This window comes from Azospirillum brasilense (assembly GCF_003349955.1).
Classification (GTDB): domain Bacteria; phylum Pseudomonadota; class Alphaproteobacteria; order Azospirillales; family Azospirillaceae; genus Azospirillum; species Azospirillum brasilense_B.
This window is the reverse complement of record NZ_QLKQ01000060.1, coordinates 32,922-46,177: the sequence shown is the minus strand read 5'-3', so window position 1 is coordinate 46,177 and position 13,256 is coordinate 32,922. Positions and strand designations below refer to the sequence as shown.

The window sequence follows — 13,256 nt, the reverse complement described above, 5'->3', positions numbered from 1 at the left end:
GGCGCTTGCTGGAGCTGGGCGCCGACCATGGGCGGCGGTGTGCGCGGGGTGGTGTCGGCCTCCTCCCACGGGTCGAAGCGGGCGGCGAGGCGCAGCATGGCCCGCGATCCCTGTTCGACCCCGGCGCCCAGCTCCAGCCAGCGCCAGGGGCGGTAGGTGAGGCCGGCGTTCAGCGGCAGGCCGGGCTGGAAGGTCGGATCGTCCTGCTGCTGGGCGCGGAAGCTGTCGGCGCTGTACTCCAGCTTGACGCTGAGCCCTTCCAACGGCGTGTGCCACTCGACCCCGCCGAACAGGGCCGCGCGCTCCCCGGTGAACCACGCCTCCGGCCCGCGGGCCGACGCCCTCGCCGGGTCGCGGTCGCGCTTGAAGCGTCCGCCGAGGAAGCGCAGCGGGTTGCGGATATGCCCATAGTCGCCGAGCCCTCCCCAGCCGATGCCCAGGCTGAGATCGACATCCCACCAGCGGCGTGACGCGACCAGATACTCTCCCGCGAAGCGGCCCTTGCCCGGCAGGTCCAGCCCGCTGCCGGTGACGTCCCGCCCGCCGATCGCCAGGGCGGGCCACCAGGACCCCTCACGCAGCAGGCGCAATTTGGCGTCCACACCCGGTTCGCTGAGGCCGTGCCAGCTCGGGTAGGTGCTGTTGCGCAAGGTGATGTCCAGGCTGGGGAGGAGTTGCGCTCCGGCGAAGAAATGACGGTGCAGACCGCCCAAGGCGGTCAGTCCGGCGGCGACGGTGCCGTCCGGCAGGCCGCGCGCCGTCGGTGTCTGAAGCAGCCCGACGGTTCCCCAGTCGGACAGGGTGGGCTCAAGCCCCTCCGCCCGGGCGGGCAGGGCGGTGAGGGACAACGCCAGGACGAGGAGAACGCGGTTCACGCCATGGTGGAACTTTTCGGGATTGGTTCCCGATCCATGGCATTGTCATGCGTATGAATGCAACCTTTATCACTCCCCTCTCTGGGGAGAGGGTGCCCGCGAAGCGGGCGGGTGAGGGGGATGCGCGTGGCGGAAGGTTCGGCAAAAGCTCAACCCCCTCACCCCAACCCTCTCCCCGGAGGGGAGAGGGAGCAAACGAGCTATTGCACGAGAAGCGTTACAGCGCCTCGGCGACGCAGGTCAGGCCCATGGTTTCCGCGGTGTTGGCGATCGCGGACAGGCAGGTGCCGGCGCGTTCCGGCGGGATCGAGACGGCGAAGCGGATAGCGTAGCGTCCGCCTTCCCGCTCCGGCAGGGTCTGGGCGTCGAGCCGGACGATGTTCGCCTCGAACTGGGTGAAGATCTCCGACAAACGGGCGATCAGGCCGGGCTGGTCGCCGCCCGACACCTCCACACGGTGGGTGATGCGGGCGAGCGGGCCGGGGTTGGGATCGAAGTCGAAGGGCGTGACCTTGATCTGCGCGCCCGTCAGCTCGGGCAGGCTGGCCAGCCCTTCCTGCACCTCCTCGACGGGGACGCCGTCCGGCAGTTCGCAGACCGCCGAGAACTCCGCCCCCGACCCCATCACCGCGAAGGTCGCGTCGCGCAGGTTGGCCCCCAGCCCGAACAGATGGCCGGTGACCGCGGAGACGAGACCGACCCGGTCGGGGCAGAAGGTCGAGACCAGCGCGAGGGATGACACAGGCGGAACCTCCGATGCGGAAAAGGGAAGCGGTGGTGGCGATCAGGCCGCCGTGCCGCCCACGGTCAGGCCGTCCAGGCGCAGGGTCGGCTGCCCGACGCCCACGGGAACGCCCTGGCCATCCTTGCCGCAGGTGCCGACGCCGGGATCCAGCTTCGTGTCGTTGCCGATCATCGACACGCGGGTCAGGCTGTCCGGGCCGTTGCCGATCAGGGTCGCGCCCTTCACCGCCGGGCCGAGCTTGCCGTCCTCGATCAGGTAGGCCTCGTTGGCGGAGAAGACGAACTTGCCGCTGGTGATGTCCACCTGCCCGCCGCCGAAATTCTTGGCGTAGAGGCCCTTCTTGACCGACTTGATGATCTCCTCCGGCTCGTAGGCGCCGGGGCGCATCACGGTGTTGGTCATGCGCGGCATGGGGTGGCAGGCGAAGCTCTGGCGCCGCCCGTTGCCGGTCGGGCGCATCCCCATCAGCCGGGCGTTCATGCGGTCCTGCATGTAGCCGACCAGGATGCCGTCCTCGATCAGCGTCGTGCACTGGCCGGGGGTGCCCTCGTCGTCCACGGTGATGGAGCCGCGGCTGTTCTCGATGGTGCCGTCGTCCACGATGGTGACACCGGGGGCGGCGATGCGCTGGCCCATCAGCCCGGCGAAGGCCGAGGTCTTCTTGCGGTTGAAGTCACCCTCCAGCCCGTGGCCGATGGCCTCGTGCAGCAGGATGCCCGGCCAGCCGTTGCCGAGAACGACGGTCATCTCGCCCGCCGGGGCCGGAACCGAGGACAGGTTGACCAGCGCGGAGCGCAGCGCCTCGTCCACGAAGGCCCGCCACGTCTCGGGCTGCATGTAATGTTCGTAGGTGACGCGCCCGCCGCCGCCGTGGCCGCCCGTCTCCATGCGGTCGCCCTCGGCCACCACGACGGAGACGTTCAGCCGGACCAGCGGGCGCAGGTCGGCGACGCGCACGCCGTCGGCGCGGATGATCTGCACCGCCTGCCACTCGCCGCTGATCGAGCAGGAGACCTGCCGCACCCGCGGGTCCTTGGCGCGGGCGTAGGCGTCGATCTCCGCCAGCAGCTTCACCTTGGCCTCGAAGGGGACCAGGGGCAGGGGGTTGTCGGGGATGTAGAGCGCGCGGTTGGTGCCGGCGGGCGGCTCGGCGAAGGTGCCGGCGTGCCCGGCCTGGACGGCGCGCACCGTCGCGGCGGCGCGGCGGATGGCGTCCTCGGACAGGCTGGAGGCGTGGGCGAAGCCGGTCGCCTCGTCGGCGATGGCGCGCAGGCCGAAGCCCTGGGTGGTGTCGAAGCTGGCCGCCTTCAGCTTGCCGTCGTCCCAGCCCAGCGATTCGCTCTGCGAATATTCCAGATACAGTTCGCCATCGTCCGCCCCCCGCAGCGCGTCGGCCACCACCCCCTCGACACGGGACCGGTCCAGGCCGGCGCGGTTGAAGAACAGATCGTCGGTGACGGCAAGCGCGCTCATGGGGACTCCGGGGTATCGGTCTATCGTAGGACAACGATGCGGCACCGGCGCTCTCGCACCCGCACGCGCGATGTGGTCTAAGATCAGACTTATAGTGTGGCGACGGGCGGCCCATCCGGCAAGGCTCGTCGTCTCTTGGCGGAAGGGGCTTGGAAGGGGAATGGCCGCGATGACCGACGACGCGCTGGCGATGGGCCGCACCGGCAACGGAGACGCGCGCTCCCTGGCCCACCCCCTGAAGAACCACGCCCTGCGCGTGACCCTGACCAACGAGGTGCACACCCGCCCGCCGGAGGTGCTGTCCACCCCGGTGCGCGCCACCATGCTGGCGATGCTGTCGGGGGAGGGCGCGTCGGAGGCCGACCGGCTGCATCTGGAGAAGCTGTGCGACTGGGCCGGCGTGCCGCGCCCGCCCGCCGGGGCCACCCATTACAGCGGCTCCTTCGGCAGCTTCCGCCTGAAGTGGGAGCGGCACACCGAATTCTCCACCTGGACCGTCTTCCGTCCCAACGCCGTGTCCCCGGCGAACGTGCTGGTCGATCCCTTCCTGGAACCGGCGCTGAACGCGGTGCCCAAGGAGTGGCTGGCCGGACTGCCGGGCGAGCTCATGGTCGGCGTCCATGTCGCCGTCCTCGACGCCGAATCGCCGGAGCCCTCGGCCAACATGCTGGCGGCGATGTTCGGCTCGCCGAGCTACATCGGGACTCGCATCTCCGGGCGGGCGGCGACGGCCTGGACCGACTTCCGCATCCATGGCGACGGCTTCTCGCGCATCCTGATCGCCGACCACGCGATGACCTCCAACCAGGCGGGGCGCGTCGTGCAGCGCCTGCTGGAGATCGAGACCTACCGGGTGATGGCGCTGCTGGCGCTGCCGGTGGCGCGCGGCGTGCTGCCGCGCATCGGCCCGATCGAGGCCGATCTGGCCGACCTGACCACCCGAATCGCCACCCTGCGCGGCCTGGACGACGAGCGCGAGCTGCTCGACCGGCTGACCCTGCTGGCCGCCCAGACCGAGCAGATCGCCGCGGAGACCGCCTACCGCTTCGGCGCGGCGCGGGCCTACTACAACCTCGTGGAAAAGCGCATCGTCGAGCTGCGCGAGATCCGCATCGAGGGGCTGCCCACGGTGGGCGAGTTCATGGACCGCCGCCTCGCCCCGGCGATCCGCACCTGCGAGGCGGTGGAATCGCGCCTGCAGGCGCTGTCCCAGCGCGTGGCCCGCGCCAGCGACCTGCTGCGCACCCGCGTGGAGATCGCCGTGGAGGGGCAGAACGCCGAGCTTCTCCTCTCCATGGACAAGCGGGCGCAGCTCCAGCTCCGCCTGCAGGAGACGGTGGAGGGGCTGTCGGTGGTGGCGATCAGCTACTACCTCGTCGGCATCGTCGGCTACGCCGCGAAGGGCGTGAAGGGACTCGGGATGAAGGTCGATCCCGACCTGCTCGTCGGGCTGATGATTCCCATCGTCATCGCCTTCGTCTGGTCCGGCGTGCGCCGAATCCGCAAGGTCATCACCAGCGGGCACTGACGGCACCGGGGTTTTCCGATTCAACACGGTGGTGGGATACCGCAGCGCAAACGGCGGCCGGACGGTGCTGCCCGCGCAAGGTCGCTTGCGTCCCACACCAGGGACGCGCAAGCCTAAAAACTTGATTTTCCGAGACAATTCGCTGTACCATCAAACTGCGACAGCTTGTCGCAGTGCGAAGCCGATGCAGAAACTCAACTTCTGTTCAGATGCGGGCTTGAAACCGGCATTGCGCCTATGTCCTTCGTGTAGGGACGCCTGACTTGTACCCAAGCGCCGTGCAGGGTTAAGCTCGCGCTGCGGGGACCGCGCCGCCCACAAACGGCACGTTCCCTGCATAGACCGGCACCGTCGCAACGCCCGGACGCGCAACCGCCCGACAGGGGTGGAACGCACCAGGGGAAACAGGGGCGAAGACGGGACCGGCGGGAAGGGACGACCGCCGTCCGCGACCGCGGGCGGCGGGCAACGAAGAGGGTGGGGATGAAGACGCAGACCCTGAACGCTGCCGTTCTGGCGGCGCTGACATCTTTGTGTGGATTTGCCGCGACCGGTTCCGCCGCCGAACCCCACCCCTGGCAACTGGGGCTTCAGGAGGCGGCCACACCGGTCAAGCACGCCATGGACTCGTTCCACGACCTGCTGACGGTGATCATCGTCGCCATCGTCATTTTCGTGGCGGGGCTGCTGGCCTGGGTGGCTCTGCGCTTCAACGCCAAGAAGAACGCCGTGCCGTCCACGACCTCGCACCACACGGTGCTGGAGATCGCCTGGACGGTCATCCCGGTCATCATCCTGATCGTCATCGCGGTTCCGTCCTTCAAGCTGCTTTACCAGGCGGAGCGGGTGCCGGAATCGGAGATGACCATCAAGGTCACCGGACGGCAGTGGTACTGGGACTACGAGTATCCCGACCACGGCAACATCGCCTTCTCCAGCTACATGATCCAGGAGTCGGAGCTGAAGCCCGGCCAGAAGCGCCTGCTGGAGGTCGACAACCGCGTGATCCTGCCGGTCGGCACGACCGTGCGCGTGCTGGTCACCGCGGGCGACGTCATCCATTCCTGGGCGGTGCCGAGCTTCGGCGTGAAGAAGGACGCCGTGCCGGGCCGCGCCAACGAGACCTGGGTGCGGATCGAGAAGGAAGGCGTCTATTACGGCCAGTGTTCCGAGATCTGCGGCGTCAACCACGCCTTCATGCCGATCGCGGTCGAGGCCGTGTCGAAGGAGGCCTTCAACCAGTGGGTCGAGAAGGCCAAGACCGCTTACGGGACCCCCGACACCAAGCGCGACGTGGCCCAAATTCCATCCGCTGGGCTGCCGTCCGCCGGGGCCGTCCAGTAAGCCTCATGCTTTGGATGCAGCGGCACCTCAAAGAAAAATCATTCCGCCGACGCGAGGGTTAGAGACATGGCAAACGCCAATCCGGGGGAAGCGCAGGGACACGGCCACGGGCATGACCATGACCACCACATGCCGGGCTTCGTCGAGCGTTGGTTCTTCTCCACGAACCACAAGGACATCGGAACGCTCTACCTGATCTTCTCGGTGATCGCCGGGCTGATCGGCGGGTTGTTCTCGGTCATCATGCGGCTGGAACTCCAGTCGCCGGGTCTGCAGTTCGTCAGCGACGGGCAGGTCTGGAACGTGCTGATCACCGCGCACGGCCTGATCATGGTGTTCTTCGTGGTGATGCCGGCGCTGATCGGCGGTTTCGGCAACTGGTTCGTGCCGCTGATGATCGGCGCGCCCGACATGGCCTTCCCGCGGCTGAACAACATCAGCTTCTGGCTGATCGTCCCGGCCTTCCTGCTGCTTCTGGGCTCGGCCTTCGTGGGGCAGGGGGCCGGCACCGGCTGGACGATCTACCCGCCGCTGTCCTCGCCGCTCGGCCACAGCGGGCCGTCGGTGGACATGGCGATCTTCGCCCTTCACCTTGCCGGCGCCTCGTCGATCCTGGGTGCGGTGAACTTCATCACCACCATCTTCAACATGCGCGCGCCGGGCATGACGCTGCACAAGATGCCGCTCTTCGTGTGGGCGATGCTGGTGACGGCCTTCCTCCTGCTGCTGGCTGTGCCGGTGCTGGGCGGCGCCATCACCATGCTGCTGACCGACCGCAACTTCGGCACCAGCTTCTTCAACCCGGAAGGCGGCGGCGACCCGATCCTGTTCCAGCACCTGTTCTGGTTCTTCGGCCACCCCGAAGTCTACATCATGATCCTGCCGGCCTTCGGCATCATCAGCCACATCGTCTCGACCTTCTCGCACAAGCCGGTGTTCGGCTACCTGGGCATGGCCTACGCGATGGTCGCCATCGGCGTGGTCGGCTTCGTGGTGTGGGCGCACCACATGTACACGGTGGGGCTGGACGTCGACACCAAGGCGTACTTCACCGCCGCCACGATGATCATCGCGGTGCCGACGGGCGTGAAGATCTTCTCCTGGATCGCCACCATGTGGGGCGGGTCGATCGAGTTCAAGGTGCCGATGCTGTGGGCGCTCGGTTTCATCTTCCTGTTCACGGTCGGCGGCGTGACCGGTGTGGTCCTGGCCAACGGCGGCATGGACATCGTGCTGCACGACACCTATTACGTGGTCGCGCACTTCCACTACGTGCTGTCGCTGGGCGCGGTCTTCTCGATCTTCGCCGGCTGGTACTACTGGATCGGCAAGATGTCGGGGCGCCAGTATCCGGAGTTCTGGGGCAAGGTCCACTTCTGGACGACCTTCATCGGCGTGAACCTGGTCTTCTTCCCGCAGCATTTCCTGGGTCTGGCCGGCATGCCGCGCCGCATCCCGGATTACCCGGACGCCTACGCCGGCTGGAACATGATCTCCTCGTTCGGCGCCTATCTCTCCTTTGCGTCCACGCTTCTCTTCGTGTGGATCGCGTACAAGACCCTGCGCAGCGGCGAGAAGGTCGAGGCCGCCTATTGGGGACCGCAGGCCGGCACGCTGGAGTGGACCGTGAGTTCGCCCCCGCCGTTCCACGCCTTCGAGACGCTGCCGCAGGTAAAGTGAACGTTCGTTCGTGACCATGACGCCGGGGGAGCCGGGAAGCTCCCTCCGGCCAGAGAGCTGAAAAGCCAGAGGACAGTGAAGTATGACGGACCTGAGCATTGAACGGGTCTCGACAGGTCCGGTCTCCGGATCGACGCCGGGTGACTACATCGAGCTGCTGAAGCCGCGGGTGATGTCGCTGGTGGTGTTCACCGGGCTGGCCGGCATCGTGCTGGCGCCCGGCCACATCCACCCCGTGCTGGCGGCGGTGGCGGTGCTGTGCATCGCGGTCGGGGCCGGGGCCTCGGGCGCCATCAACATGTGGTACGACCGCGACATCGACGCGGTGATGTCGCGCACCATCCGCCGCCCGATCCCGTCGGGGCGGGTGGAACCGGAGAACGCGCTGGCCTTCGGGGTGATCCTGGCCGCGGCGTCGGTCGTGGTGATGGGGCTCGCGGTCAACTGGGCGGCGTCGGCGCTGCTGGCGATGACCATCGGCTTCTACGTCTTCATCTACACCATGTGGCTGAAGCGGCGGACGCCGCAGAACATCGTGATCGGCGGGGCCGCCGGCGCCTTCCCGCCGATGATCGGCTGGGCGGCGGTGACGGGCGGTGTGGAACTGCCCTCGATCCTGCTGTTCCTGCTGATCTTCCTGTGGACGCCGCCGCATTTCTGGGCGCTGGCGCTGTTCCGCAACGGCGACTACACGCGCGCCGGGGTGCCGATGATGCCGGTGGTCGCCGGTCCGGACGCCACCAAGCGGCAGATGCTGGCCTACACGCTGGTCCTGCTGCCGGTCGCCGTGGCGCCGTACTTCCTGGGCATCGGCGGCCTTGCCTATCTGATCGGGTCGAGCCTGCTGGGCGTCTTCTTCGTGCTGTGCGCGGTCCGCGTGCTGCGCGCCACCGACGACAAGCCGGCCAAGCAGATGTTCGGCTTCTCGATCCTCTACCTGTTCCTGCTGTTCGCCCTGCTGATGGGCGAGCATCTGGTGAGCGGATTCCTGACGACCGGAGGCGGGGCATGACGATCATGGATGAATCCTACGAGGAACGCCGCAAGCGGCTGCGCGGGCGCAACTACGCGGTCCTGGCCGCGCTGATCGGGCTGGTGGTGATGTTCTACGTCATCACGCTCGTGCGGATGGGTGGGCACTGACCACGGGACGTCGGGCGGACAAACGGCAGGGGAGGAAACGGCGCCATGAGCGACCGGCCTGAAAGCGACAAGGGGCTCCGGCGGAAGAACCGCCTGTTCATGGCCGGGCTGTTCGGCCTCGTCTTTGGGATGGTCGGGCTGGCCTACGCCTCGGTGCCGCTCTACGCGCTGTTCTGCCAAGTGACCGGCTTCGGCGGCACCACCCAGCGGGCCGACGCCGCTCCTGTGCAGCAGGTCGACCGCGTCATCAAGGTCCGCTTCAACGCCGACGTGAACCAGTCGCTGCCCTGGCGCTTCAAGCCGGAGCAGAAGGAACTGACGGTGAAGCTGGGCGAGATGGGGCTGGCCGCCTATCAGGCCGCCAACCGGGTCGACCGGGCCACGGTGGGCACCGCGCTCTACAACGTCACGCCGGACAAGGTCGGCAAGTACTTCAACAAGATCGAGTGCTTCTGCTTCACCGAGCAGGTGCTGGAGCCCGGTCAGTCGGTGGACATGCCGGTGGCCTTCTTCGTCGATCCGGCCCTGGCCGACGATCCGGCGATGGAGGACGTGACCACCATCACCCTGTCCTACACCTTCTTCCGCGCCAAGGACGAGACCCAGGTTCTGGCGCAGCACGCGACGCAGGCCGCGGGTGCGAAAGGCACCGGGACGGCGGCGAACTGAGGACGCAGTTTAAAAAAGAGACAGTCTGAACAGCAAATTAGGGCTGAACGAAGAAATCGGGCGAAACAAACCGGGGTTGGAAAGAGACGATGGCCGACATCACACACGCGCAAATGCCGCATCCCCCAGCCTCCGCGCACGGCGCGGGCGAGGGCGTCGGCATCCCGCATCCCTACCATCTGGTGAAGCCGAGCCCGTGGCCTCTGCTGGGCGCCTTCGCCGCCGGTCTGTTCGCGACGGGCATGGTCATCTACATGCACGGCGGCGGCTGGCTGCTGGCCGCCCTCGGCTTCGTGTCCATCCTGGGCGTGATGTTCGGCTGGTGGCGCGACGTCATCAAGGAGGCGGTGCGCGAGAAGGCGCACACCCCGGTGGTGAAGATCGGCCTGCGCTACGGCATGGCGCTGTTCATCGCCTCGGAGGTGATGTTCTTCGCCGCCTTCTTCTGGGCCTTCTACGACGCGGCGCTCTACCCGAAGGTGTTCGCCGAAAACCCGCAAGGCGTCTGGCCGCCGCCGAACATCACGGTGCTGGAAACCTTCCATCTGCCGCTGATGATGACGCTGATCCTGCTGCTGTCGGGCGTCACCGTCACCTGGGCGCACCACGCCATCCTTGAAGGGAAGAACAAGGAGGCGTCGCGCGCGCTGGGGCTGACCGTCCTGCTCGGGGTGATGTTCACCTTCTTCCAGGGCTGGGAATACGCCCACGCCGCCTTCGGCTTCAAGCAGGGCATCTACCCGTCGACCTTCTACATGGCGACCGGCTTCCACGGCTTCCACGTCATCATCGGCACCATCTTCCTGGCGGTCTGCTGGTTCCGCACCATGAAGGGCCACTTCACCCCGCAGAGCCATTTCGGCTTCGAGGCGGCGGCCTGGTACTGGCACTTTGTGGACGTGGTCTGGCTGTTCCTGTTCGTGTCGATCTACTGGTGGGGGTCGCTGGGCGCCGCCGCCGGCCACTGATCCCATCCCTGTCGCCTTGCGAAGCCCTTCTCCTCCACCGGGGGAGAGGGGCTTCCCGTTCCTGGAAGGAGGCGAATCGTTTGAGCACCTATTACACCAGCCCGTCGCCGCTGACCGCCGGCCTGCGCTGCGCCTGCCCGCGCTGCGGGCGCGGCAAGCTGTTCGACGGCTACCTGACGGTCAACGAGCGCTGCTCGGTGTGCAACCTGAACCTCGCCCGGCAGGACAGCGGCGATGGGCCGGCGGTGTTCCTGATCTTCATCCTGGGTTTCCTGGTCGTGCCGGTGGCGCTGTGGGTGTCGATGTCGGTGGACTGGCCGCTGTGGCTGCACGCCGTCGTCTGGAGCATCGTCGTGCTCGGGCTGGCGCTTGGCATGCTGCGCCCGGCCAAGGCCTATGTGGTGGCGCTGCAATACCGCCACCGCCGCAACGAGCTGGAGGACCCGGACGAGTGACCATGACCGCCGCCGCCGAACCCCGCCGCTTCCGCCCCTCGCTGTGGGCGACGCTGATCACCGTGCCCGCCGTCCTGGTCATGCTGGGGCTGGGGACGTGGCAGATGCAGCGGCTGGCCTGGAAGGAGGATCTGGTCCACCGGGTGGAGCAGCGGCTGCACGCCACCCCCATCCCGCTGCCCGCCACCATCGCCGATCCGGAGGCGCTGGAGTTCCGTCCGGTGACCGTCACCGGACGATTCCTGAACGACAAGGAGCTGCTGCTGGTGGCCCGGCCCCGGCAGGGGCAGGCGGGCTACGAGCTGCTGACGCCATTGCAGCGCCCGGCCGAGGACGGCGGCGGCGTCGTGCTGGTCAACCGCGGTTTCCTGCCCATGGACAAGCGCGCCCCCGCCAGCCGTCCGGAGAGCCGGGTGGAGGGACCGGTGACCGTCACCGGTCTGGTCCGCCTGCCGCAGCCCGCCGGCTGGCTCCAGCCGGACAACCGGCCGGGCGCGGAGTCCTGGATGCGGCTGGACCCGCCGGCCATGGCGGCCGCCGCCGGGCTGGAGAGGGTCGCCCCGCTGGCGGTGGAGATGACTCCCGACCCGGCGCGCGGCAACGCGCCCCAAACTGGGATGCTGAACGGGATTCAGCCCTTGGTCGAGCTGCCCAACAACCATAGGCAATACGCCTTCACCTGGTATAGCCTCGCCGCGACCCTGGTCGTCGTCTATGTGCTGTCCCAACGCCGGAGGATCGGTCCGGCTTCCTAGGAGTTGCGCTTCATGACCGCTGCTTATCGGGAACTGGAACGCCGTTTCGCCCGTATCGCCGCCATCGGCGACGCCCTGGGCATCCTGAGCTGGGACAGCCAGACGATGATGCCCGACGGCGCCAGCGACGGGCGGGCCGAGCAGACCGCCACCCTGACCGTGCTGGCCCACGAACTGCAAACCGACCCCCGCGTGGCCGACTGGCTGGCGGAGGCCGAGGGCGCGGGCGGGCTGGACGCGTGGCAGGCGGCCAACCTGCGGGAGATGAGGCGCACCCACCGCCACGCCACCGCCGTCCCCGCCGACCTGATCGAGGCGACCAGCAAGGCGATCTCGGCCTGCGAGATGATCTGGCGCAGCGCGCGGGCGGAAAGCGACTTCGCCAAGCTGCTGCCCAGCCTGTCGGAGGTGCTGCGCCGCGTCCGGGAGTGCGGCGAGGCCAAGGCGGCGGCCATGGGGCTGTCGCCCTACGACGCCATGCTGGACGAGCACGATCCCGGTGCCCGCTCGGAGCGGATCGACGCCCTGTTCGCCGGTCTGGCCGGCTTCCTGCCCGAGCTGATCGGGCGCGTCCTCGACCGGCAGGCCGCCGAACCGGCGCCGCTGCGGCCCGTGGGGCCCTTCGCCGTCGCCAACCAGAAGGCGCTGGGCGAGCGGCTGATGCGGGCGGCGGGCTTCGACTTCACCCGCGGGCGGCTGGACGTGTCGCTGCATCCCTTCTGCGGCGGCGCCACCGGTGACGTGCGCATCACCACCCGGTACGACGAGGACGACTTCACCAAGGCCCTGATGGGGGTGATGCACGAGACGGGGCACGCCCTCTACGAGCAGGGCCGTCCGCGCGACTGGCTGAGCCAGCCGGTCGGGCTGGCCCGCGGCATGGCGGTGCATGAGAGCCAGTCGCTGATCGTGGAGATGCAGGCCTGCCGCTCACCGGAGTTCCTGTGCTGGCTGGCCCCGGTCGCGCGCGAGGCGTTCGGCGGTTCCGGCCCGGCCTGGGAGCCGGACAACCTGCGCCGCCTCTACAGCCGGGTTGAGCGCGGCTTCATCCGGGTGGACGCCGACGAGGTGACCTATCCGGCCCACATCATTCTGCGCTACCGACTGGAGAAGGCGCTGATCGCCGGCGATCTGGCGCTGGCCGACCTGCCGGGCGCCTGGAACGACGGCATGAAGGAACTGGTCGGGATCACGCCGCCGAACGACCGGCTGGGCTGCCTTCAGGACATCCACTGGCCGTCCGGCGCCTGGGGCTACTTCCCGAGCTACACGCTGGGCGCCATGACCGCCGCCCAACTGTTCGAGGCCGCGGCGACGGCCGACCCGGACATCCGTTCGGCGCTGACGCGCGGCGACCTCGGGCCGCTGGTGGCGTGGCTGGGGGCGAATGTGCACGGCAAGGGCTGTCTGTACGCGTCCGGCGACGAGTTGCTAACGGCGGCCACCGGGCGACCGCTCGACGCGGCGGTGTTCCGGCGGCATTTGGAGAGGCGGTATCTGGGCGCTTGAGCGGAGAGCCCTTGCCCCCTCCCTAACCCTCCCCCGCTGACGCAGGGGAGGGGATTATTCTCCCTCTCCCGCGAAGCGGGGGAGGGCCGGGGTGGGGCAAAGGTTTCGCCGA

General features: G+C 68.4%; 13 protein-coding genes. 10 read left to right on the top strand and 3 right to left on the bottom strand.

Going from position 1 to position 13,256, the window contains the following annotated elements:
- From DXK32_RS23015 to tldD, 3 genes are all read right to left on the bottom strand, one after another.
- Nucleotides 1-875 (bottom strand): YjbH domain-containing protein (locus DXK32_RS23015; RefSeq protein WP_162801315.1); only part of this gene is annotated, 875 nt, incomplete at its 3' end.
- 217 nt (nucleotides 876-1,092) lie between these two features.
- Complete coding sequence (locus DXK32_RS23010; RefSeq protein ID WP_114860636.1) at nucleotides 1,093-1,617, bottom strand: glycine cleavage system protein R; 525 nt, start codon at nucleotides 1,615-1,617, stop codon at nucleotides 1,093-1,095.
- Between the two features lie 42 nt (nucleotides 1,618-1,659).
- Nucleotides 1,660-3,093 carry a metalloprotease TldD gene (tldD, locus tag DXK32_RS23005; protein WP_014240857.1) on the bottom strand — a complete coding sequence of 478 codons (1,434 nt, stop codon included), beginning with the start codon at nucleotides 3,091-3,093 and terminating at the stop codon, nucleotides 1,660-1,662.
- A gap of 169 nt (nucleotides 3,094-3,262) precedes the next feature.
- Here tldD and DXK32_RS23000 point away from each other — a divergent pair, with 169 nt between their 5' ends.
- The 10 genes from DXK32_RS23000 (at nucleotide 3,263) to DXK32_RS22960 (ending at nucleotide 13,144) form a co-directional block, all read left to right on the top strand.
- A complete protein-coding gene (locus DXK32_RS23000) occupies nucleotides 3,263-4,621 on the top strand; it encodes a DUF3422 family protein (RefSeq protein WP_014240856.1) in 1,359 nt (452 codons plus the stop codon).
- Between the two features lie 483 nt (nucleotides 4,622-5,104).
- A complete protein-coding gene (gene coxB / locus DXK32_RS22995; protein WP_114860635.1) occupies nucleotides 5,105-5,965 on the top strand; it encodes a cytochrome c oxidase subunit II in 861 nt (286 codons plus the stop codon).
- A 66-nt stretch (nucleotides 5,966-6,031) separates the two neighbouring features.
- Nucleotides 6,032-7,645: a cytochrome c oxidase subunit I gene (gene ctaD / locus DXK32_RS22990; protein WP_114860634.1), complete on the top strand. Its 1,614-nt coding sequence runs from the start codon at nucleotides 6,032-6,034 to the stop codon at nucleotides 7,643-7,645.
- 82 nt (nucleotides 7,646-7,727) lie between these two features.
- Complete coding sequence (gene cyoE, locus DXK32_RS22985) at nucleotides 7,728-8,657, top strand: heme o synthase (RefSeq protein ID WP_114860633.1); 930 nt, start codon at nucleotides 7,728-7,730, stop codon at nucleotides 8,655-8,657.
- Complete coding sequence (locus DXK32_RS33530; RefSeq protein ID WP_014240852.1) at nucleotides 8,654-8,788, top strand: hypothetical protein; 135 nt, start codon at nucleotides 8,654-8,656, stop codon at nucleotides 8,786-8,788. Before cyoE ends, DXK32_RS33530 begins: the two co-directional genes overlap by 4 nt.
- A 45-nt stretch (nucleotides 8,789-8,833) precedes the next feature.
- Entirely contained in the window at nucleotides 8,834-9,457 is a 624-nt protein-coding gene (locus DXK32_RS22980; RefSeq protein WP_114860632.1) for a cytochrome c oxidase assembly protein, read from the top strand.
- An 89-nt stretch (nucleotides 9,458-9,546) separates the two neighbouring features.
- Nucleotides 9,547-10,425, top strand: coding sequence for a cytochrome c oxidase subunit 3 (locus DXK32_RS22975; RefSeq protein ID WP_247877295.1), 879 nt, complete (start codon nucleotides 9,547-9,549; stop codon nucleotides 10,423-10,425).
- Between the two features lie 80 nt (nucleotides 10,426-10,505).
- Nucleotides 10,506-10,880: a DUF983 domain-containing protein gene (locus tag DXK32_RS22970; RefSeq protein WP_038527096.1), complete on the top strand. Its 375-nt coding sequence runs from the start codon at nucleotides 10,506-10,508 to the stop codon at nucleotides 10,878-10,880.
- Nucleotides 10,881-10,882: 2 nt separating this feature from the next.
- Complete coding sequence (locus DXK32_RS22965; RefSeq protein WP_114860631.1) at nucleotides 10,883-11,635, top strand: SURF1 family protein; 753 nt, start codon at nucleotides 10,883-10,885, stop codon at nucleotides 11,633-11,635.
- Between the two features lie 12 nt (nucleotides 11,636-11,647).
- Nucleotides 11,648-13,144, top strand: coding sequence for a carboxypeptidase M32 (locus tag DXK32_RS22960; protein WP_114860637.1), 1,497 nt, complete (start codon nucleotides 11,648-11,650; stop codon nucleotides 13,142-13,144).
- Nucleotides 13,145-13,256: the final 112 nt, after the last annotated feature.